Origin of the sequence: Micromonospora mirobrigensis, assembly GCF_900091555.1 — a bacterium.
Classification (GTDB): domain Bacteria; phylum Actinomycetota; class Actinomycetes; order Mycobacteriales; family Micromonosporaceae; genus Micromonospora; species Micromonospora mirobrigensis.
The window spans coordinates 1,453,499-1,473,655 of sequence record NZ_FMCX01000001.1 but is presented as its reverse complement, the minus strand read 5'-3'; the positions used below and the strand labels follow the sequence as shown (position 1 = coordinate 1,473,655).

Annotated in this window: 19 protein-coding genes; 9 read left to right on the top strand and 10 right to left on the bottom strand. The window is 74.1% G+C overall.

Features of this window, described 5'->3' with window-relative positions; translation table 11 throughout:
* Window positions 1-1,083, bottom strand: a complete 1,083-nt coding sequence (locus tag GA0070564_RS07000) for a questin oxidase family protein (protein ID WP_091604069.1) — start codon at window positions 1,081-1,083, stop codon at window positions 1-3.
* A gap of 34 nt (window positions 1,084-1,117) precedes the next feature.
* Window positions 1,118-1,669, bottom strand: coding sequence for a phosphoribosyltransferase family protein (locus tag GA0070564_RS06995; RefSeq protein ID WP_091604065.1), 552 nt, complete (start codon window positions 1,667-1,669; stop codon window positions 1,118-1,120).
* A 184-nt stretch (window positions 1,670-1,853) separates the two neighbouring features.
* On the opposite strand from GA0070564_RS06995, the gene GA0070564_RS06990 reads away from it, so the two are divergent.
* From GA0070564_RS06990 to GA0070564_RS06975, 4 genes are all read left to right on the top strand, one after another.
* Window positions 1,854-2,537, top strand: a complete 684-nt coding sequence (locus GA0070564_RS06990; protein ID WP_176730562.1) for a septal ring lytic transglycosylase RlpA family protein — start codon at window positions 1,854-1,856, stop codon at window positions 2,535-2,537.
* Between the two features lie 81 nt (window positions 2,538-2,618).
* Entirely contained in the window at window positions 2,619-3,746 is a 1,128-nt protein-coding gene (locus GA0070564_RS06985; protein WP_091604059.1) for a PP2C family protein-serine/threonine phosphatase, read from the top strand.
* Between the two features lie 140 nt (window positions 3,747-3,886).
* On the top strand, window positions 3,887-5,743 hold the full coding sequence (locus tag GA0070564_RS06980; protein WP_091604056.1) for an acyl-CoA dehydrogenase: 1,857 nt from the start codon (window positions 3,887-3,889) through the stop codon (window positions 5,741-5,743).
* Between the two features lie 299 nt (window positions 5,744-6,042).
* Window positions 6,043-6,312: a DUF6458 family protein gene (locus tag GA0070564_RS06975; protein ID WP_091604053.1), complete on the top strand. Its 270-nt coding sequence runs from the start codon at window positions 6,043-6,045 to the stop codon at window positions 6,310-6,312.
* 99 nt (window positions 6,313-6,411) lie between these two features.
* Here the strand turns inward: GA0070564_RS06975 and GA0070564_RS06970 are convergent, their stop codons facing one another.
* A complete protein-coding gene (locus GA0070564_RS06970; RefSeq protein ID WP_091604051.1) occupies window positions 6,412-6,948 on the bottom strand; it encodes a SixA phosphatase family protein in 537 nt (178 codons plus the stop codon).
* Between the two features lie 116 nt (window positions 6,949-7,064).
* On the opposite strand from GA0070564_RS06970, the gene GA0070564_RS06965 reads away from it, so the two are divergent.
* Window positions 7,065-7,355 carry a DUF6458 family protein gene (locus GA0070564_RS06965; protein ID WP_091604048.1) on the top strand — a complete coding sequence of 97 codons (291 nt, stop codon included), beginning with the start codon at window positions 7,065-7,067 and terminating at the stop codon, window positions 7,353-7,355.
* 97 nt (window positions 7,356-7,452) lie between these two features.
* Here the strand turns inward: GA0070564_RS06965 and trhA are convergent, their stop codons facing one another.
* Complete coding sequence (gene trhA, locus GA0070564_RS06960) at window positions 7,453-8,130, bottom strand: PAQR family membrane homeostasis protein TrhA (protein WP_091604045.1); 678 nt, start codon at window positions 8,128-8,130, stop codon at window positions 7,453-7,455.
* A gap of 82 nt (window positions 8,131-8,212) precedes the next feature.
* Between trhA and GA0070564_RS29210 the strand changes: the two genes are divergently transcribed.
* Genes GA0070564_RS29210 through GA0070564_RS06940 form a run of 4 tightly spaced genes read left to right on the top strand, consistent with a single transcriptional unit; the run spans window position 8,213 to window position 10,609 of the window.
* Window positions 8,213-8,374 carry a hypothetical protein gene (locus GA0070564_RS29210; protein ID WP_176730561.1) on the top strand — a complete coding sequence of 54 codons (162 nt, stop codon included), beginning with the start codon at window positions 8,213-8,215 and terminating at the stop codon, window positions 8,372-8,374.
* 27 nt (window positions 8,375-8,401) lie between these two features.
* The gene (locus tag GA0070564_RS06950; protein ID WP_091604039.1) at window positions 8,402-9,013 is read left to right on the top strand and encodes a 5-oxoprolinase subunit B family protein; all 612 of its coding nucleotides are present in this window, start codon (window positions 8,402-8,404) and stop codon (window positions 9,011-9,013) included.
* Window positions 8,911-9,876, top strand: a complete 966-nt coding sequence (locus GA0070564_RS06945; protein ID WP_425412426.1) for a 5-oxoprolinase subunit C family protein — start codon at window positions 8,911-8,913, stop codon at window positions 9,874-9,876. Before GA0070564_RS06950 ends, GA0070564_RS06945 begins: the two co-directional genes overlap by 103 nt.
* Entirely contained in the window at window positions 9,860-10,609 is a 750-nt protein-coding gene (locus GA0070564_RS06940; protein ID WP_091604033.1) for a LamB/YcsF family protein, read from the top strand. The genes GA0070564_RS06945 and GA0070564_RS06940 overlap by 17 nt, the downstream gene beginning before the upstream one ends.
* Window positions 10,610-10,635: 26 nt before the next feature.
* On the opposite strand, the gene GA0070564_RS06935 is transcribed toward GA0070564_RS06940, so the two are convergent.
* The 6 genes from GA0070564_RS06935 to pdhA form a co-directional block, all read right to left on the bottom strand.
* Window positions 10,636-12,468 (bottom strand): NHL domain-containing thioredoxin family protein, encoded by a 1,833-nt coding sequence (locus GA0070564_RS06935; protein WP_091604029.1) that lies wholly within the window; start codon window positions 12,466-12,468, stop codon window positions 10,636-10,638.
* A 120-nt stretch (window positions 12,469-12,588) separates the two neighbouring features.
* Complete coding sequence (locus GA0070564_RS06930) at window positions 12,589-15,474, bottom strand: hypothetical protein (RefSeq protein WP_091604026.1); 2,886 nt, start codon at window positions 15,472-15,474, stop codon at window positions 12,589-12,591.
* 329 nt (window positions 15,475-15,803) lie between these two features.
* A complete protein-coding gene (locus tag GA0070564_RS29205) occupies window positions 15,804-15,941 on the bottom strand; it encodes a hypothetical protein (RefSeq protein ID WP_176730560.1) in 138 nt (45 codons plus the stop codon).
* Between the two features lie 226 nt (window positions 15,942-16,167).
* A complete protein-coding gene (locus GA0070564_RS06925) occupies window positions 16,168-17,673 on the bottom strand; it encodes a dihydrolipoamide acetyltransferase family protein (RefSeq protein WP_091604022.1) in 1,506 nt (501 codons plus the stop codon).
* 5 nt (window positions 17,674-17,678) lie between these two features.
* Window positions 17,679-18,668 (bottom strand): alpha-ketoacid dehydrogenase subunit beta, encoded by a 990-nt coding sequence (locus GA0070564_RS06920; RefSeq protein ID WP_091604019.1) that lies wholly within the window; start codon window positions 18,666-18,668, stop codon window positions 17,679-17,681.
* Complete coding sequence (pdhA, locus tag GA0070564_RS06915) at window positions 18,668-19,852, bottom strand: pyruvate dehydrogenase (acetyl-transferring) E1 component subunit alpha (protein WP_091604016.1); 1,185 nt, start codon at window positions 19,850-19,852, stop codon at window positions 18,668-18,670. The genes GA0070564_RS06920 and pdhA overlap by 1 nt, the downstream gene beginning before the upstream one ends.
* Window positions 19,853-20,157: the final 305 nt, after the last annotated feature.

Here is a 20,157-nt window from a genome sequence, read left to right as displayed (position 1 = left end):
TCAGATGAGCTGACCGGCGTATCCGGCGGCGGCCAGCACCCGGCTGTCCCCGGTCGCCGCGTGCGCGTCGAGGACGGCGTCGGCGAGCTTGACCACGTGCTCGTCGCCGTGCCGCGCCGCCCGGGCGAACATCTCCGCCGGCTCGGCCGGCTCGACCGCGGGCGCGGCGACCGGCCGGGGTGGGGCGTACACGGCGGTGACGGCGGCGGTGGCCGACCAGGCCGCGGTGAGGCTGGGGACCCAGAGCTCGGGGTCGAGGGCGGGCAGGGTGCGCAGCACCGCAGTGGGCGCGGTGACCGCGTGCACCAGCATCACCGGGTTCTCGTGGCCGAACCGGAGGTAGTCCAGCGCCGCCCGGTGCACCAGCGTGACCAGTCCGCGCTCCGCGTCGGCCGGGGTCCGCGCCGGGCGCGGCGCCGCGAGCGACGCCTCCCATCCGGGTACGTCCGGCAGCCGGCCGAGCCGGTCGAGGATGCCGCCGGTCCGGTCCGGCAGCCGGGGCAGGCCCTCCAGCGCGTCGATCAGGTCGGTGCGTCCCGGGCGCTCCGCCGTCCCCTCCTCGGCGGAGTGCCGGCCGGCGGGCCCGTCCGCCCGGCCGAGGTCGACCCCGTCGGCGCCGGGCACCGGCTGCCAGCGGGCGGCCCAGTAGCCGAGGGCCTGGCCCAGTTCGGTGAGCCGCTGCGGTTGGTCGCCGCCGTCGTGCAGCGCCCGCACGGCGTGGCCGACCCGGATAACGCCATGGGTGGCGCCGGCGGCGATCCCGGGCAGCAGCCGGGGCCACCAGGTGCCTAGCACCTCCCGCCAGGGGTGTTCGCGCAGCTCGCGGTCGAAGTGGGTGAGCCAGTCGCCGGCCCGCTTCGGGTCACCGAGGGCCGCCCGCCAGTCGTCGATCGGCCGCAGCCCCCGGGGCAGCTCGTCGAGTCGCCGCAGGTACGCGTCGAGCCAGCGGTGCACCCGGCCGGCCTCCCCGTTGCGGACCAGCGCCTCGACGGCCATCGGCCCGTGGTTGGAGAGCCAGCCTTCGAACTCCGGGCCGGTGCGGTGCAGTCGTCGGTACGCCTCGTCCAGAATCCCCGTCTCCATGGCGCCGATCGTCGAACATGAAGCTTGGTGGAGGTCAAGCCGCGAACCGGTCGGCGTCGAGCAGGGCGCGTACCCGCAGCTCGGCGGCGACCTCGGCCGGGCAGTCCCGGACCACCGCGGCGGTGCCGAGCACGGTCGCGCCCCGGGTGGCGCAGATCGCGTACACCGCCCGGAGTTGGGCGCCGGTGGTGACCCAGTCGTCCACGACGAGCACCCGGTCACCCGCGCCGAGGTGCCGGTCCCGGACGCCGAGGTCGACCCGGCGTCCCCGGAAGTCGGGTGGGCTCTGCGCCCAGCTGACCGCCCCGGCCGGCACCCGCCCGTCACCCCCCTTGTACGCGGGCGCGAACCCCACGCCGAGCGCGGTCGCGGCGAGCGGGCCGAGGATCAGCCCGGTCACCGCGGGGGCGACGACGACGGTCGGCGCGGCGGCCCGGAACGGCTCCACCAGGGCCGGACCGAGGCCGGCCAGCACCTCCGGGTCGCGCCACCAGCCGGAGACGTCGCTGACCAGGTGGCTGCTGGACGGGCCGGGGTCGATCCAGCGGAACAGCGCGACGAGGCGTTCGCTCAGGTCACCGGGCATGTGACCATCCTGCGCCAGGCGCCGCCGGGGCCGGGGTGGGGCCGTTCGGCCCACCGCGGCTCGGATGATCGGCTACACGTATCCCTGCAATTCGGGCGATACCACCATGATCACGTTGACTTCGGAAGTGCTTCTCTCGTTACGGTCCGACCCGATTTGTTCGATCGATGGAAGGACCAGGCCGGTGGCAGGCAGGCACTCCCGTACCCGCTTCTTCTCCTCGCCGGCCGGCATCGCCGCGACCGCGGCCGTCGGTGTGGCCATCGCCGTCGGCGGCACCGTCGGCGCCGTGCAGCTCACCGCCGGCGAGGCCGCCCCGCCGGTCGTGGTGGACACCGTCGCCCCGAGCACGGTGCCGCCGACCACCTCGCCCAGCCCCACCGGCACGCCCAGCCCGACCGCCTCCGCCTCGGCCTCGGCCACCCCGACGGCGACGGCGACCGCCAGCCCGAAGGCGACCCGGTCCGCGCAGGCGGCGTCCCGGGGCAGGGAGCGCACCGCCGCCCCGAAGCCCACCGCCACCCGGACGGCAAGCCCGAAGCCGACCGCCAGCAAGCGGACCGCCGCCCCCACCAGCACCGTGGTCGACAGCGGCACCTGCGGCGCGTCCTTCTACGACGAGGGCCAGATGACGGCGAACGGCGAGACGTTCGACCCGAGCGCCCTCACCGCCGCGCACAAGACCCTGCCGTTCAACACCAAGGTCCGGGTGACCAACCCGGAGAACGGCAAGTCGGTCGTGGTGCGGATCAACGACCGTGGCCCGTACGTCGACGGCCGCTGCATCGACCTGTCCCGGGCCGCGTTCGAGGCGATCGCCTCGGTCGACCTGGGCGAGCTGACCGTGCGCTACGAGGTGCTCGGCTGACCGGTCCGCGTACCCGCCCCGTCGTCCAGAACATGACTGGACGACGGGGCAGGTTCATTCCCGGGTTCGGTTCCATCAGGCATGCTGTCCGGTGTACCCATGCAACCCCTGCGCTCGGGCCGTAGCCCGCTGACCCCCGGATCCCGCGCCGGACTCGGCGCGGCCCTCGCGCTGCTCGCGATCGTCTCCGCCGCCGAGCTGGCCGACGGCCGGCCGGTGCACTACGTCGCCCTGATGGTGGCCACCCCGTTCCTCGCCGGCGCCCTGGCCTCCTGGCGGGTGGTGCTCGGGGTGGGTGCCCTGGCCACCCTCACCGGCGCCGGCTTCGCCCTCGCCGAACGCGAGATGTCCCTGGTCACCGCGGTGAACGTGGCCGGCATCGCGCTGGCCACCGCCATCGCCGGCGCCGTGGCGGCGGTGCGCCAGCGGCAGGACGAGCAGATCGCCGAGCTCTCCAAGCTGGCCGCGGTGGCCCAGCAGGCCGTGCTCCGCCCGCTCGGGCCGCAGGTGGGCTCGCTCGCCGTGGCCGGCCGGTACATCTCCTCCACCGCCACCGCGGAGATCGGCGGCGACCTGTACGAGGCGATGGACACCCCGTACGGCGTCCGCATGATCATCGGTGACGTACGCGGCAAGGGCCTCGACGCGGTCCGGCTGGCCAGCATCGTCCTCGGCTCCTACCGGCACGTGGCCCACGAGCGGGCCGACCTGCGGGCCGTGGTCACCGACCTGGACCGGGCGGTGGCCCGCAACGTCGGTGACGAGGACTTCGTCACCGCCGCGCTGGTCGAGGAGCGGGGCGGCACGTTGACCATCGTCAACTGCGGTCACCCGCCGCCGCTGCTGCTGCGCCGGGGCGCGGTCATCCCGCTGGAGCCACCGGCCCCGGCGCCCCCGCTGGGCTTCATGCCGGTGGTCCGTCCCCGGGTCGAGCGGCTGGAGCCGGGCGACCGCCTGCTGCTCTTCACCGACGGCCTGGGCGAGGCCCGCCGGGACGGCGAGTTCTTCCCCACCGCCGACCGGGCCTGGCGGCTGCTCGGCCACGGCACGGTGGCCGACGGGCTGGCCTCGCTGGAGACCGCTCTGGTCGAGTGGGTGCACGGCCGGCTCGACGACGACATCGCCCTGGTCCTGATGGAGTACACCGGCTCCCGCAGCGCGGTCACGGCGGCCGTGCCGAGCTGGGAGGTCGGCGCCGCCGAGGCGTGACCGGGCGCCGGCTGTCGGATGAACGGCAGGTGTGTAATCGCGCTCACTTCACCGATCTGCTTGTCGGTACCTACCCGCGAGTAATACAGTCTGGAGTTACTGATCGGTAACACACCTGTCCGGAAGCGGGGCCAGCGAGCATGACCCACTACAAGAGCAACCTTCGGGACCTCGAGTTCAACCTGTTCGAGGTCTTCGGGGCGGACCGGACGTTCGGCCAGGCGCCGTACACGGACCTGGACGTCGACACCGCCCGCAGCTTCCTCTCCGAGGTCGACCGCCTGGCCCGCGAGGACCTCGCGGCCAGCTACACGGACAGCGACCGCAACCCGCCGGTCTTCGACCCGGCGACGCACACCGCGCCGCTGCCGGAGTCGTTCAAGAAGTCGTTCCAGGCGTTCATGGACTCCGAGTTCTGGCGGCTGGACATCCCCGAGGCCCTGGGCGGCACCAACGCCCCGCGCGCCCTCTGGTGGTCGCTCGCCGAGATGGTGCTCGGCGCCAACGCCCCGATCTGGATGTACGCCTCCGGCCCCTCCTTCGCCCACGTGCTGCACGTCGAGGGCACCGAGGAGCAGAAGAAGTGGGCCCGGCTCTTCATCGACAAGCAGTGGGGCTCGACCATGGTGCTCACCGAGCCGGACGCCGGCTCGGACGTGGGCGCCGGCCGTACCCGCGCCGTGCAGCAGCCCGACGGCTCCTGGCACATCGAGGGCGTCAAGCGCTTCATCACCTCCGGTGAGCACGACCTGAGCGACAACATCGTCCACTACGTGCTGGCCCGCCCGGTCGGCGTCGAGGGCGTCGGCGGCCCGGGCACCAAGGGCCTCTCCCTCTTCGTGGTGCCGAAGTTCCACTTCGACGCCGAGACCGGCGAGCTGGGCGAGCGCAACGGCGTCTACGCCACCAACGTCGAGCACAAGATGGGCCTGAAGGTCTCCAACACCTGCGAGGTGACCTTCGGCGAGCACGGCGTACCGGCCAAGGGCTGGCTGCTCGGCGAGAAGCACGACGGCATCCGGCAGATGTTCATGATCATCGAGTACGCCCGGATGATGGTCGGCACCAAGGCCATCGCCACCCTCTCCACCGGCTACCTGAACGCCCTGGAGTACGCCAAGAACCGGGTGCAGGGCGCCGACCTGATCCAGCAGGCCGACAAGACCGCGCCGCGGGTGACCATCACCCACCACCCGGACGTCCGCCGCTCGCTGCTGCTCCAGAAGTCGTACGCCGAGGGCCTGCGCGCGCTGGTCTGCTACACCGCCAGCTGGCAGGACAAGATCGCCATCGCCGAGGCGGCCGGTGACGAGAAGGCCGTCAAGCTGGCCAAGCGGGTCAACGACCTGCTGCTGCCGCTGGTCAAGGGCGTCGGCTCGGAGCGGGCGTACGAGCTGCTCGGCCACGAGGCGCTGCAGACCTTCGGCGGCTCCGGCTTCCTCCAGGACTACCCGCTGGAGCAGTACGTCCGGGACGCCAAGATCGACACCCTGTACGAGGGCACCACCGCGATCCAGAGCCTCGACCTGATCTTCCGGAAGATCGTCCGGGACAACGGCAAGGCCCTGATGGCGGTCGCCGGCGAGATCCAGGAGTTCATCGCCACCGAGGGCGGCAACGGCCAGCTCAAGGAGGAGCGGCAGGCGCTCGGCAAGGCGCTCGCCGAGATCCAGAACATGCTGGGCGTGATGACCGGCTGGCTGGGCGAGGCGCAGTCCGGCGACACCCGTTCCCTCTACAAGGTCGGCCTGAGCAGCCGCCGCTTCCTGCTGGCCATCGGCGACCTGGTCGTCGGCTGGCTGCTCCAGAAGCAGGCGGACGTGGCGCTGCAGGCCCTGGCCGGCGAGGTGTCGACGGCCGACAAGGCGTTCTACACCGGCAAGGTGGCCGCCGCCCGGTTCTTCGCCCGCGAGGTCCTGCCCCGCATCGGCGCCGACCGGCGGATCATCGAGGGCGCTGACCTCGAGATCATGGACCTCCCCGAAGAGGCCTTCTGATCCCGATCCGACCCTGACGGTGGCCGGCGAGCGTCACGCTCGCCGGCCACCGCCGTCTCCACCCCGCCCGCGCGCTCGCCGCGCGCGCCCGCTCGCCGCCCGCGCTCGCCGCGCGCAATTTCGGGGTAGTTGCTGCCTGCCGTCACCTGGAGGCAGCAACTACCCCGAAGTTGTCCGGGTCGCCGGCGGCGGCGAAATGCGGGGGCCGGCCGGATAGGTGCCGGCCAGGGCGGGTAACCGTCGCGGACCACGGCACACGAGCACGCCCAAGGGCCACCGCACGGGGGAGTGCAGCGCACATGGGCATTGGCAGCGCCATCTTCTTCATCGCGCTCGGCGCGATCATGACCTTCGCCATCCGGGCCAACGTCTGGTGGATCGACCTGCGCGCGGTCGGCTGGGTCTTCATCCTGGCCGGACTGGCCGTCCTGCTCACCACGCTCTGGTTCTGGCAGGACCGGCGCAAGCGGGCGCGCACCCTGATCGTGGAGGAGAACCGGCTCTCCCACCCGACCGCGATGATGCCGCCGCCGCCCGACCCACCGCCGCCGACCGCACCACCATCCTGACCCGGCGTCCTGCGCTGGCTGCCCGGCACCCGGCGCGCCCGTGTTAAGAAGGGGCCCCTGCTATACCGGAGGCGTTAACAGGGGGCCCCTCCTTGCACCTCAGCCGCGGGCGGTGTGGCGGGTGGTGATGGGGGCGCCGCCGGGCGACAGGTCGGGCCAGGGCGAGGTCGGCGCGTGCACCACCAGGTCGGTGGTGCGCAGGCCGTCCGGGTCGGCGCGTTCCGGGTCGAGTCCGGCGGAGAGCAGGGAGATGCCCGGGTTGTGGGCGACCAGCAGCACCGTGCCGGCGGCCGGGTCGACCGAGCGGATCAGCTCCAGCAGGTCCTCGGGCCGGGCCTCGTACGCGTCGGCCTCATAGCGGACCGTCGGCGCGTGCCCCGCCGGTCCCCCCTCCGGGGGTGAGCCGGTCATCCCGAGGGCCACGTCGTGCCAGGTCTGGCGGGTACGCCGGGCCGCCGAGCAGAGCACCACGTCGGGCAGGAGGCCGTGCCGGGCCAGCCAGGCTCCGGCGGCGGCCGCGTCGGCGTGTCCCCGCGCGGAGAGCTTGCGGTCGGCGTCGGGGCGCGCTCCGGGCTGTTCGGCCTTGGCGTGCCGGAGCAGCACCAGCGTCCGGTTCACGGCATGGGCGTCCGTCATGCGCACAGCTTGCCTGATTGGCGGTCCGAACGCCTGGGTATGTCGATGCGTGCCGCTACCTCATCGATGGCCGCGGCGGGACAGTACGCCAGCGCAACCGCCAAGGAGGCGACGTCATGGGCATCGGTGCCAGCATCTTCCTGATCGCGCTGGGCGCGATCCTCGCGTTCGCCGTGGACGCCAACCTGGGGTGGCTCGACCTGAACGTGGTCGGCTGGGTGCTGATGCTCGCCGGCCTGGCCGGGCTGCTCACCACCCTCTACTTCTGGAACACCCGCCGTCGTACGGTGGTCGCCGCCCCGGTGCGGCAGCGGGTCGTCGCCGAGCCGGTCGTGCCGGTGCAGCAGGATGGCGCGGTGGTGCGCGAGGAGTACCGCGAGGTGCGTCGCCCGGGCCGTACGGTCTGAGTCGCACTCTCGCCCACGGATGTGGGGGGCTCCGCAACGGCGCGGGGCCCCCTGCCCGTGTCCGGGCTCGCCCGCCCGGCAGGGCGGGCCGCCGGGTTCAGGCGAAGAGCGCGAAGTAGATCGCGATGTGGTGGCAGATCGCGGCCAGCAGCGTGCAGGCGTGGAAGAACTCGTGGTGGCCGAAGACGGTGGGCCACGGGTTGGGCCGGCGCAGCGCGTAGAAGATCGCGCCGACGCTGTAGATCGCGCCGCCGACGGCGAGCAGCACCAGGGCGGTGACCCCACCGGAGTGCAGGATCTGCGGCAGCATCACCACCGCGACCCAGCCGAGCGCGAGGTACATCGGCGCGGAGACCCAGCGCGGCGCGTGCGGCCAGATCAGCTTCACCGCGACGCCGGCCAGCGCGCCGCCCCAGACCAGGGCGAGCATGATCGTGGCCATCCGCTGGTGCAGCAGCAGCACGCAGAACGGCGTGTACGTGCCCGCGATGAACACGAAGATCATCGAGTGGTCCATCCGGCGCATGATCTGGTAGCCGCGCTCGGACCAGACCCGGCGGTGGTAGAGCGCGCTGGTGCCGAAGAGCCCGCACACGGTGATGCTGTAGATCAGGCAGCTGACCAGGGGTGCCCAGCCGGGCCGGGCGGCCGCGACCCAGCAGAGCACGATGCCGCAGACGAGCGCGACGAAGAACGCGTAGGTGTGCAGCCAGCCCCGCATCCGAGGCTTGCCGAGGTCGACCGGCTTCAGCCGGAGCGGCGACGAGGTGGTCACCCCGTTAGGTTACGACACCGTAGGTTACCTGCAAGTAATGGTGTTCGATTCCACCGGCCGCCGCGCTTACCGATCATCCGAGGTGCCCCTGCTGATCCAGCCGGGCGAGGTGATCCGGCGGCGGATCAGTGAGGCGGAGGCAGAGGCGGAGGCATCGCCCAGCGCGGACGGCACCGTGCACGGAGTGTCAATCATGACGGCGGCGTACAAGCTCTCGTTCGCGTGCCGGAGCCTGGTCGACTGAGCCGGGCTCGGCGGCGAGGATGTCGGGATGCGGATCCGCCCCGTCGGCGCGTACGCGCTGCTCCTCGACTGCGACGACCCGGACCACGTGGAGGCGTGGCGGGCGGAGCTGTGCCGCCGCCGCGACGCCGGGGAGCTGAGCGCCGTCGAGATCGTCCCGGCCGCGCGTACCGTCCTGCTCGACGGCGTTCCCGACCCCGGGCGGGCCGCCGCCCGGATCGCCGGTTGGACGCCCGAGCCGGTCACCACCACGGCCGCCGCCGATCGGGTCGACGTCCCCATCGTGTACGACGGGGAGGACCTGCCCGTCGTCGCCGGCCACTGGGGGGTGGACGTGCCCGAGGTCGTCCAGCGGCTGCGGGACACCGAGTTCCGGGTGGCGTTCTGCGGCTTCGCCCCCGGGTTCGCGTACCTCACCGGGCTGCCCGAAGGACTCGCCGTGCCCCGGCTGGCCACCCCGCGCTCCCGGGTGCCGGCCGGGTCGGTGGCGCTCGCCGGCCCGTACGCCGGCATCTACCCGGGCGCCTCGCCCGGCGGCTGGCTGCTGGTCGGCCGGACCGCGCTGACCCTCTTCGACGTGCACGCCGACCCGCCCGCCCGGCTCACCCCCGGCACCCGGGTCCGGCTGGTGGACGCGTGATCCGCCCGGCCGCCGCCGTCGAGGTGCTCCGGGCCGGCGCGCTCACCACCGTGCAGGACCTCGGCCGGCCCGGCTGGGCGCACCTGGGCGTACCCCGCTCCGGCGCGCTCGACCCGGCCGCCCTGCGGCTGGCGAACCGGCTGGTCGGCAACCCGGAGGCCGCTGCCGGCCTGGAGATCACCCTCGGCGGCTGCCTGCTGCGGTTCACCACCGCCACCACGGTCGCCGTCACGGGCGCCGACACCGACCTGCGGGCCGGTGCACGTCCCGCCGACCTGGGCCGGCCGTTGTCGCTGCCCGCGGGCGCGCTGCTGCGGATCGCCCCACCCCGCGCCGGGCTGCGCAACTGGCTCGCCGTCGCCGGTGGGTTCGACGTCCCGCCGGTGCTCGGCAGCCGCTCCACCGACACCCTCTCCGGCCTCGGACCGGCCCCGCTGCGCGACGGGGACCTGCTCCCGCTCGGCGCCCCCACCGGCCACCCGGCGCCGGTGGACGTCACCCCTGGCCCAGCACCTCCGGCGGAGCTGCGCCTGCGGCTCACCCTCGGCCCCCGGGACGACTGGTTCACCGCCGAGGCGCTGCACCGGCTGCTGCACACCCCGTACACGGTGGGTCCGGTCGGCAACCGGGTCGGCGCGCGGCTGGCCGGCGCGGCCCTGCCCCGCGCGGTCGCCGGCGAACTGCCCAGCGAGGGCGTGGTGCTCGGCGCGGTGCAGGTCCCGGCGGACGGCCAGCCGCTGGTGTTCCTCGCCGACCACCCCACCACCGGCGGTTACCCGGTCGTCGGGGTGGTCGCCGACGTGACCCCGCTCGCACAGGCCCGACCAGGGACTACGGTGAGGTTCCATGGACCTCAACGCTGACCTCGGTGAGGGATTCGGCATCTGGCGCCTCGGCGACGACGAGGCGCTGCTCGACCTGGTCACCTCCGCCAACGTCGCCTGCGGCTTCCACGGCGGCGACCCGTCCACCATGCGCCGGGTCTGCGCCGCCGCGGCCGAGCGCGGCGTCGCCGTCGGCGCCCAGGTCGGCTACCGGGACCTGGCCGGCTTCGGCCGGCGGCACATCGCGTACGCCTTCACCGAGCTGCGCGACGAGGTCACCTACCAGCTCGGCGCCCTCGACGCATTCTGCCGGCTGTTCCGCACCCGGGTCCGCTACCTCAAGCCGCACGGCGCGCTCTACCACGCCGCGGCGGTCGACGAGTCGCAGGCCGCCGCGCTGGTCGCCGCCGTCAGCGGGTACGACCACGAGCTGCCGGTCCTCTGCGCGCCCGGCTCCACCCTCGCCCAGCTCGCCGTGGGCGTCGGCCTACGGGTGGTCGCCGAGGGCTTCGCCGACCGGGGCTACCTGCCCAACGGCTCGCTGGTGCCCCGGACGGCGCTCGGCGCGCTGGTCACCGACCCCGACGAGGTGGCCGACCGGGCCGTCCGGATGGCCACCGAGCGGACCGTGGTGGCCGTGGACGGGACCGTCATCCCCTGTGCGGTCGACTCGATCTGCCTGCACGGCGACAGTCCGGGCGCGGTGGCCTCGGCGGAGATGGTGCGCGCCGCGCTGATCGACGCCGGCGTCACCCCGAAGCCGTTCGCCTGAGCGCGGGGGCCCCGCCCGCCGGGCCGTCAGGCGTCCATGCCGCGCAGCACCAGCGGCAACCGGGTCGCGCCGCCGTCGACCACCCGCACCGGGACACCCCAGTCCTGCCGGGTCAGGTGGCAGGCGGCGTGTTCGACGTCCGCGTCGCAGGTCGCCGCCTGCGCGGTCACCTGGAGCACCCCGGCGGGCACCGCGGCGTCGATCACCAGCCGGCGGGACAGGTCCGTGGTGGTGCCGGCCCCCTCCAACAGCAGCTCCGGCGGGGACGCCGAGACCACCAGCCGGGTGGACGGGCCGTACGTGTCGTCCAGCTTCTGCCCCGGAGCCGGGGTGAAGATGACGTCCAGGGTCAGCTCACCGGCCGCCACGTCCGTGGGCCGGCGCTCCAGCTTGTGCCGGGGCCCGTCCACCGTGCTCGCCCCGGCGGCGGTGAGGGCCCCCGGGGCCAGCCGGGTCAGCCGGTGCGCCGCCGACTCGACCACCAGCACCCCGCCGTCGGCGGTGAGCACCAGGTCGCTCGGCTCGGCCAGCCCGTCGGCCACCGTGCCGACCTGGTCGGTCTCCGGGTCGAACCGGCGCACCGCGCCGTTGTACGTGTCGGCGACCAGCACCGAGCCGTCCGGCAGCGCCAGCACCCCCAGCGGGTGCTGGAGCAGCGCCCGGTCCGCCGGACCGTCCACGTGGCCGAAGTCGAAGAGGCCCTGCCCGACGGCGGTGTACATCACCCCGTTCTCCACGTACCGGACGGAGCTGGTCTCGCTGTCGGCGATCCAGAGCCGGGCGCCGTCGGCGGAGACCGACAGGCCGGACGGCTGGGCCATCCACACGTCCGGCAGCGCGCCGTCCCGCAGCGCCTCCACCGTCGTCCCGGCGTACATGCCGGCCGTACGCCGGATCGGGTCGAACCACCAGAGTTGGTGGATGCCGGCCATCGCGATGACGACCTTCTCGTCGTACCAGGCCAGGTCCCACGGGGAGGAGAGGTCCACGGAGAGCGCGTCGTGCGCGTGGTCGTCGACCGTCGAGCGCCACTGCCGCCCGGTGCCGGCGATCGTGACCACCTCGCCGGTGGCCAGCTTCACCCCGCGCAGCAGGTGGTTGACGGTGTCCGCGACGACCAGGTCGTACCCGGCCACCTCGGCGACGTGCGCGGGCAGCAGGCACAGCCCCTGCGGCTCGGAGAAGGTGGCCGCCTCGGCCGGGCCGTCGGCGCTGCCCCGGGCGCCGGTGCCGATCCGGCGCACCGGCTGCTCGCCGTCGGGGGCCAGCTCGACCAGGGAGTGCCGGGCCGAGTCGGAGACCAGCAGGTTGCCGCCGTCGAGCACCACGGCCTTGCCGGGGAAGCGCAGCGCCGTCTCCGGCTCCGCCGGCGGGACGTACGGGCCGTCGCCGCGGTGCAGCGTGCCCTTCGCCTCGTGGGTGGCGATCAGCTCGTCGACCAGCCGGGCCAGCCCCTCGGCGTGCCCCTCGCCGGCCATCGTGGCGACCACGTAGCCCTCCGGGTCGACCACCGACAGGGTCGGCCAGGCCTTCGCCGCGTACTGCTGCCACATGTCCAGCTCGGGGTCGTCGAGGACCGGGTGGTGCACGCCGTAGCGCTCCACCGCCGCGGCCAGCGCGTCCGGGTCCTTCTCGTGCTCGAACTTCGGCGAGTGCACGCCGATCACGACCAGCACGTCGCCGTACTTCTCCTCGAGCGGGCGCAGCTCGTCGAGCACGTGCAGGCAGTTGATGCAGCAGAACGTCCAGAAGTCCAGCAGGACGATGCGACCTCGCAGGTCGGCCAGCTTCAGCTCCCGGCCGCCGGTGTTCAGCCAGCCCCGACCGCGCAGCTCGGGGGCCCGTACTCGTGCGCTCATGGGCCCAGTCTGCCGGACGCGGCGCGCCCCTTCGGCCCACCCCCGCCGCGGCCTCGATCACACCCGTACGTGCGACGGCGGGGCCCCGGATGATCTCCGTGGCCCCGCCGTCGGGTACGCCTACTTCGTGGGTGCCGGCTTCAGGCAGAGCTTGGTGGTGCCGTCCGGCAGCACCACGTGCGGCTGGCCCGGGTCGGCGCAGGGCTTCTTGTCGTCGACCTTGGAGACCACGGTGAACGAGCCCGGCTCGCCGCAGGTCGCGGTGGCCGCCGTCGTACCCGACCGCTTGACGCAGGAGCCGACCGCCGGGTTGAACTTCGGCGCCGACTCGTCCTCGCCACCGATCTTGCCCAGCAGGGCCAGCAGACCGAGCGGGATGGCCAGGATCAGCACCGCGACGAGCAGCACGACGGCCAGCACCCGCCCGTTGCGCACCTTCGGCACCGGCTGCTCCGCCTTCGGCTCGGCCTCCGGCTTGAACGAGTCGAACCGGCCCTGCTCGGGCTCCGGCGGACCGCCCCACGACGGCCCGTCCTGCGGCCCGCCGGGGAAACCGTCCTGCTGGCCGCCCGGGAAGCCGCCCTGCGGCCCACCGGGGAAGCCGCCCTGCTGACCGCCCGGGAAGGCGTTCTGCTGGCCGCCGGGGAAGGCCGGCGGGAAGCCGCCCTGGTGCTGCTCGCCCACCGCCGGCTGCCCGTACGGCTGGGTGCCGTCCAGGGGCCGGCCGGCTCCGTACGGGTCGCCGGGGTGCTCGTCGGTGGCGTGCGGGCGGGTGCCGTTCATCGGCCGGTTGTTGCCGGCCGGGTCGGCGAAGTTCGGCATGCCGGTCGGGAAGGCCGGCGGGGCGGGCGGGCCGGACGGGACCGGGACGGCGGCCGCGTAGGCGCGGGTCGCCGGGGGCCGGTCCTGGTCGTCGAAGTGCTGCTGCTGGCCCTGCTCGTGGCCCGACTCGTCCTGCTCCGACTCGTCCTGCTCCGGCTCCGGGCGGGCCGGCCGGCCGTACACCCGGGGCTGCGGGGGCTGGTTGCCGCCGGGGTGCAGCGGCTGGTCGGTCGGGGGCGTGACCCGGCTGGCCATCGGCACCGAGGCGCTGGCGGAGGCGATGCCCGCGTTGGCGTCCGCGCCCGGCACCGAGGCCCGGCCGGACTCCGGCGAGGTACGCGGTCCCGGCACCGGCGGGCCGGCCGGCGACTGCGGCTCGTCCCGCGCGGCGTCGGCGCCACCCCAGGCGTCCCCGCCCTGCTCGGTCGGGTAGCCACGGCCGGCGTCGTCCCGGCCGGGCTGCTCGAACGGGCTGTACTGCGCCGGCACCGGGTAGTCGGCGGGCGGCGCGGCGGCGAGGCTCGCCCCGGGCACCCGCTGCTCCTGCGGGGGCAGCGGTACGGCGTTGGCCGGGGAGATGCCCGGCGCGGGGCCGGGCTGGTACGCGGGCGGCTCCTCGGCGCGGTGCGACTCCCAGCCGTTGTCGGCGGCCGGCTCGGCCTCCTGGCGGTTCCACCCGTCGCCGGGGGACCAGGGCGCCGTCTCCGGGGAGTCCTGACGCGTGGAGCGCTCGGCCCCCCACTGCCCGGCGTTCTCGGTGGCCGGCCCGGTCCAGGGCGGCGGCCCCTCGTCGCCGGTGACCGTCGCGGTGGCCCGCGCCGGTGGCGCCGAGGTCGGCTCGGTTCGCGGCCAGTGGGCGTTGTCGCCCCGGTCACCCTGCTGCGGCACGGCGGCGGACGCCGCCCACCCGCCGCCGGAGGCCGGCTCGTCCTGTGCCGGCCAGTCCTGCTCCGGCCGCTCGCCGTTCTGCTGCTGCGGCACCGAGGCGCTGCCGCGACCGACGGCCGGCTGCCCGGCGCCAGCGTTCCAGCCGCCGGAGCGGGCCGGATCGTCCTGAGCGGACCCGTCCCAGCCGCCGGAGCGGGCCGGATCGTCCTGGGTGGAGTCGTTCCAGCTGCCGCCACGGACGGCTTCGTCCTGAGCGGAACCGTTCCAGCCACCGCCACGGGCGGCCTCGTCCTGAGCGGACCCGTTCCAGCCGCCCGAGCGGGCCGGGTCGTCCTCGGTGGACCGGTTCCAGCCGCCGGAGCGCGCCGGGTCGTCCTGCGGCGCGTTCCAGCCGCCGGAGGTGGCGGGGTCGGCCTGAGGGCCGGGTTCCTGCTGCCAGCCGCCGGAACGCGCGGGATCGTCCTGTCCGGGGCGGGCGTCCTGGGCCGGAGCGGCCGGCTGCGGCACCTGGGCGGCGCCGCGGGCGGCCGGCTGGGCCTGCGGCCACGCCGGTGCCGCCTGCGCGGCCTGCTGGGCCCAGGCCGGCTGGTCGTCCTGCGGCGCGGCGTTAGCGCGCCAGCCGCCCGACCGGGCCGGGTCGTCCTGCTGTCCGCCCGCGTTCCAGCCGCCGGAGCGAGCCGGATCGTCCTGGCCGTCGTTCCAGCCGGGTCGGGGGGCGTCGTCCTGACGGGCGTCGGCCGGCCAGCCGCCGGAGGTGGCGGGGTTGTCCGGGGCGCCGTTCCAGCCGCCCGACTGCGGGGCCTCGTCCGCCGCCGGCCAGCCGCCGGGCGCGGGCGCGGCGGGCTGCGGGACCTGCGCCGCGCCGCGGGCGGCGGGCTGCGGCCAGCCCGGTGCGGCCTGCGGGGCCTGCTGACCCCAGGCCGGCTGCTCGTCCTGCTCCGGGGCCTGCTGGGCGGCGGCCCCCCAGGCTCCGGACTGCTCCTGCTGGCTGGCCCACTCGGCCTGGGAGGTGCCGGCGGCGGGCCCCCAGGTGCCCGGGGCCGCGGCCGCCTCGCCCGGCTGGACGGCCGGCGGGGCTCCCCAGGCGGCGGTGGCCGGCTGGTCGTTCTGTGGCGCCCAGGCCGGGGCCGGCGACTGCGGCCGGTTGGCCGGTGGCGGAGGCGCCCAACCGAGGTCGGGGGCGCCGTAGGGGCTGTTCTGCTGCGGGGTGCGGTCGCCGTACGGCGCCGGTCCGCCGGCGCCCGGCGACACCTCGTCCGGCTCCTGGCCGGGGCGGTGCGAGCCCTCGGACGTCATGGGTGCGCCTCCTCCATCACATGTCGGCCACCGATGCCGCCCGGTCGGGTCGGCAGGCGCCGGCGTCGCCGGCGATCCGGCCGTACGGGCTCCCCGCACCGTATCCGGTCACCGCCCGGAGCCGCCGGGGAGCATCGGGTCGTCACTGCGCGTCGCCGGACCGTGTCGATCAGCTTCTATCGCTTCGGACGGTTCCGGGTCGGCTGGTGGCGACCGAGCCAACCGTACCGGGCGGTGCGGCGGGGTGGAATCCCGGGTGAAACGCCGATGACCCGCCCGGCTGGCCGGGCGGGTCATCGATCTGGAGGAGGTGAGGAAAGTCGGTGGCGTCAGCTCAGGTGACGCTGGGCGATCGCGAGGAGCTCCTCGCGGACCGCGGGCGAGTTGGCGGAACGCAGCGCGTGCTCGATGGCACGGGCCCGACGGTTGGCGTCACGGCGGGTACGGATGCGCTCGATCATGCTCATGGGTGTTCTCTCCTCCGGCTATTCGGTTGTCAGCCCCTGATGTGTCCATTGAAGCGCAAACGGACGCCAACTTCCATCGATTATTAGGTGAGCTGAGCCACGCGCCGAAGGATCGTAGGTCAACTGGATGGTGAACCACAGGTTTCCAAGGCTGAAACGGCTACGGCCGGTGTGCCGGGCGTGAACCCGTGCACACCGGCCGTAGCGGTGCCGCGTGGTGGAGTCGTCAGGTCCAGGCGAGCAGGGCCGCCTCCGGGTCGGCGAGGAAGTCGCCGACGTCACGCAGGAACTTCGACCCCAGCTCACCGTCGATGATCCGGTGGTCGAACGACAGGCCCAGCGTGGTGACCAGGCGCGGCTTCACCTTGCCCTTGTGCACCCACGGCATCTCGCGTACGGCGCCGAAGGCCAGGATCGCCGACTCGCCCGGGGGCAGGATCGGCGTACCGGTGTCGACGCCGAAGACGCCGACGTTGGTGATGGTGAACGTGCCGCCGGACATGTTGGCCGGGGAGGTCTTCCCGGTCTTGGCCGTCTGCACCAGCTCCGTCATCGCGTCCGCCAGCTCGCGCAGCGAGAGCCGGCCGGCGTCCTTGATGTTCGGCACGATCAGGCCGCGCTCGGTGGCCGCCGCGATGCCGAGGTTGACGTAGTCCTTCACCACGATCTCGTCGCCCGCCCAGGTCGAGTTGACCATCGGGTACCGCTTGGCCGCCAGCAGCACCGCCTTGGCGACCAGCAGCAGCGGCGAGACGCGTACGTCGCGCCACTCGCGCCGGGTGCGCAGCCGGTCCAGCGCCTTCATCGCCCGGGTCACGTCGACGGTCAGGAACTCCGTCACGTGCGGGGCGGTGAACGCCGAGCGGGACATGTTCTCGGCGGTCAGCTTGCGTACCCCCTTGACCGGGATGCGCTGCTCGCGGTCCGCGCCGAAGCTCGCGACGGCCGGGACCGGCGCGGCCACCGTCAGCGGCTCGGCCGCCGCCGTTGCTCCGCTCGCCGCCCGCTGTACGTCCTCCCGGGTGATCGAGCCCAGCGGGCCCGAGCCGGTCAGCGTGCCGAGGTCGACGCCGAGGTCCCGGGCCAGCCTGCGCACCGGCGGCTTGGCCAGCACGGCCCCACCGGCGGGCCGGTTGCCGTTGACCGCCGGGGCGGGCGACACCGGCGCGACGACCGGCGCCGGCGCGACCGGAGCCGGGGCGGCCTGGACCGGCGCGGCCGGGGCGGCCTGGACCGGCGCGGCCGGGGCGGCCGTGGCCTGGGCCGGGACGCCGGCCTTGCGGGGCCGCCGCTTCGCCGCCGTGGTACGCGGGCCGTAGCCGACCAGCACCGCGGTCCGCCCACCCGGGGCGGCGCCACCGATCAGGCCCGGCTCGACCATGCCCTCCTCGGGCGCGATCTCCACCGCGGCCAGCGAGGCCGCCGACGGGGTCGGCAGGGCGTCGGCCGGCGCGCCGGTGGTCGACTCCTCGATCGGGCCGGCGCCCGGGTCGGTGTCGATCGAGATGATCGGCGTGCCGACCTCCACCGTGGTGCCCTCCGGGTGGAAGATCGCCCGCACCTGGCCGGCCCACTTCGCCGGGATCTCGACGGCCGCCTTCGCCGTCTCCACCTCGACGATCGGCTGGTTCAGCTCGATGACGTCGCCCACCTTGACCAGCCAGGCGAGGATCTCGCCCTCGGTCAGACCCTCACCCAGGTCGGGGAGGTTGAACTCCTTGATCCGTGACATTCCACTCACCAGCCGAAGGCGCGGTCGACGGCGTCGAGCACCCGGTCGAGGTCGGGCAGGTACTCCTCCTCCACCCGGCTGGCCGGGTAGGGGGTGTCGAAGCCGGTCACCCGCAGCACCGGGGCCTCCAGGGAGTAGAAGCACTCCTCGGTGATCCGGGCCGCGATCTCCGAACCCATGCCCAGGTTGCCCGGGGCCTCGTGCACGACCACGCAGCGGCCGGTGCGCTTCACCGACTCGTACGCGGCGGTCAGGTCCAGCGGGGAGAGCGTGCGCAGGTCGATGACCTCCAGCTCCCGGCCGTCCTCGGCGGCGGCGGTCGCCGCGTCCAGCGCGACCCGGACCATCGGCCCGTACGCCAGCACCGTGGCGGCCGTGCCGGGCCGGACCACCCGGGCCGAGTGCAGCGGGTACGCCTCGGACAGCGGGGCCTCCAGGTCGACCGGGCCCTTCTCCCAGTAGCGCCGCTTCGGCTCCAGGAAGACGATCGGGTCGTCCGACGCGATCGCCTGCTGGATCATCACGTACGCGTCCTGCGGGTTCGCGCAGGTCACCACCTTCAGGCCGGCGGTGTGCGCGAAGTACGCCTCGGGCGACTCGGAGTGGTGCTCGACGGCGCCGATGCCACCGCCGTAGGGGATCCGGATGACCATCGGGATCCGCACCTTGCCCTGCGAGCGGTAGTGCATCTTCGCCACCTGCGACACGATCTGGTCGTACGCGGGGTAGACGAAGCCGTCGAACTGGATCTCGCAGACCGGTCGGTAGCCGCGGATGGCCAGGCCGACCGCGGTGCCGATGATGCCGGACTCGGCCAGCGGGGTGTCGATCACCCGCTGGTCGCCGAAGTCCTTCTGGAGCCCGTCGGTGATCCGGAAGACGCCGCCGAGCTTGCCGACGTCCTCGCCCATGATGACGACCTTCGGGTCGTTCTCCAGGGCCCGCCGCAGACCGGTGTTCAGGGCCTTGCCGAGGGTGAGCGTCTCCGTGGCCATCAGTGGGCGCTCCCTTCGAACGACTCCATGTACTTGGTGAACTGGGCCCGCTGCACGTCCAGCTCGGGGGAGCCGTGCGGGTAGACGTGGTCGAACATCGTCACCGGCTCCGGGTTCGGCATGTTCAGCACCCGCTCGCGCAGGTGCACCGACTCGGTGCGGGCCTGCTCGTCGATCTCGGTGAAGAACGACTCGTCGGCGATCTGCTGCTTCGTCAGGAACGCCTTCATCCGGGCGATCGGGTCCTTGGCCTGCCAGGCCTCGACCTCGCTGGCGATCCGGTACCGGGTCGGGTCGTCGGAGGTGGTGTGCGCCCCCATCCGGTAGGTGTACGCCTCGATCAGGCTGGGGCCCTGGCCGAGCCGGGCGTTGTCCAGCGCGTGCCGGGTCACCGCGTACGTGGCGAGGACGTCGTTGCCGTCCACCCGGACACCGGGGAAGCCGTAGCCGCCGGCCCGCCGGTAGAGCGGGACCCGGGTCTGCCGCTCCAGCGGCTCGGAGATGGCGTACTGGTTGTTCTGGCAGAAGAAGACCAGCGGGGCGTTGAAGACGCTGGCCCAGACGAACGCCTCGTTGACGTCGCCCTGGCTGGTGGCGCCGTCACCGAAGTAGGCGATCACCGCCTCGCCGTCGTCGGTGCCGGTCTTGCCGTCGATGGCGACACCCATGGCGTACCCGGTCGCGTGCAGGGTCTGCGCCCCGATGACGATCGTGTACATGTTGAACTTGAACTCGTTCGGGTCCCAGCCACCCTGGTCCACGCCACGGAACAGGCCGAGCGGCATGATCGGGTCGATCCCCCGGCAGTAGAGGACGCCGTGCTCCCGGTAGGTCGGGAAGGCCATGTCCTGCGTACGCAGGGCCCGGCCGGAGCCGACCTGGGCGGCCTCCTGGCCGAGCAGGCTGGCCCAGAGGCCCAGCTCGCCCTGGCGCTGCAACGCGGTGGCCTCGGCGTCGAGCTTGCGGACCAGGACGAGGTCGCGGTAGAGCCCGCGGTACTCCTCGTCGGTGAAGTCGACGCGGTACTCGGTCCCGTCCGGGCCGGTCGCGCTCTCGATCCGCTCGCCCTCGGCGGTCAGCAGCTGTACGAGTTCCGGGTCACCGGCGGCCGCGGACGCGGCCTGCTTGGAACGGGGTGCGGCCCGCCGGCCGCGGGTGGGTACCCCGGGGTCGCCCTTTGCCATCCGTCTCTCCCTGTCGTGTCTGCGCCGGCTTCGGGGGGTGACCCGTTCCGCGCAAGTCCTGCACCTGGCCCGACGGTGCCGGGCTGGTTCCTGGCGGCCACGCCCAACCCTTGGTGAGGGTTGCCGCGCGGCGTGAGCCGGGCTCGTTGGGGCGAACCCGGATCGGGAGCGCCGGCGCTCGTCCACGCCTGCCGCGGGTGCGCGGAGGTCGCGGCTGCACTGCCGTCGTGCCTGAATGATTGCAGAGGAGGTGAGCGGCCCCACAGTACGGCCCTCCGTACGGTCGGGCTTCCGTCTGCTTCGGG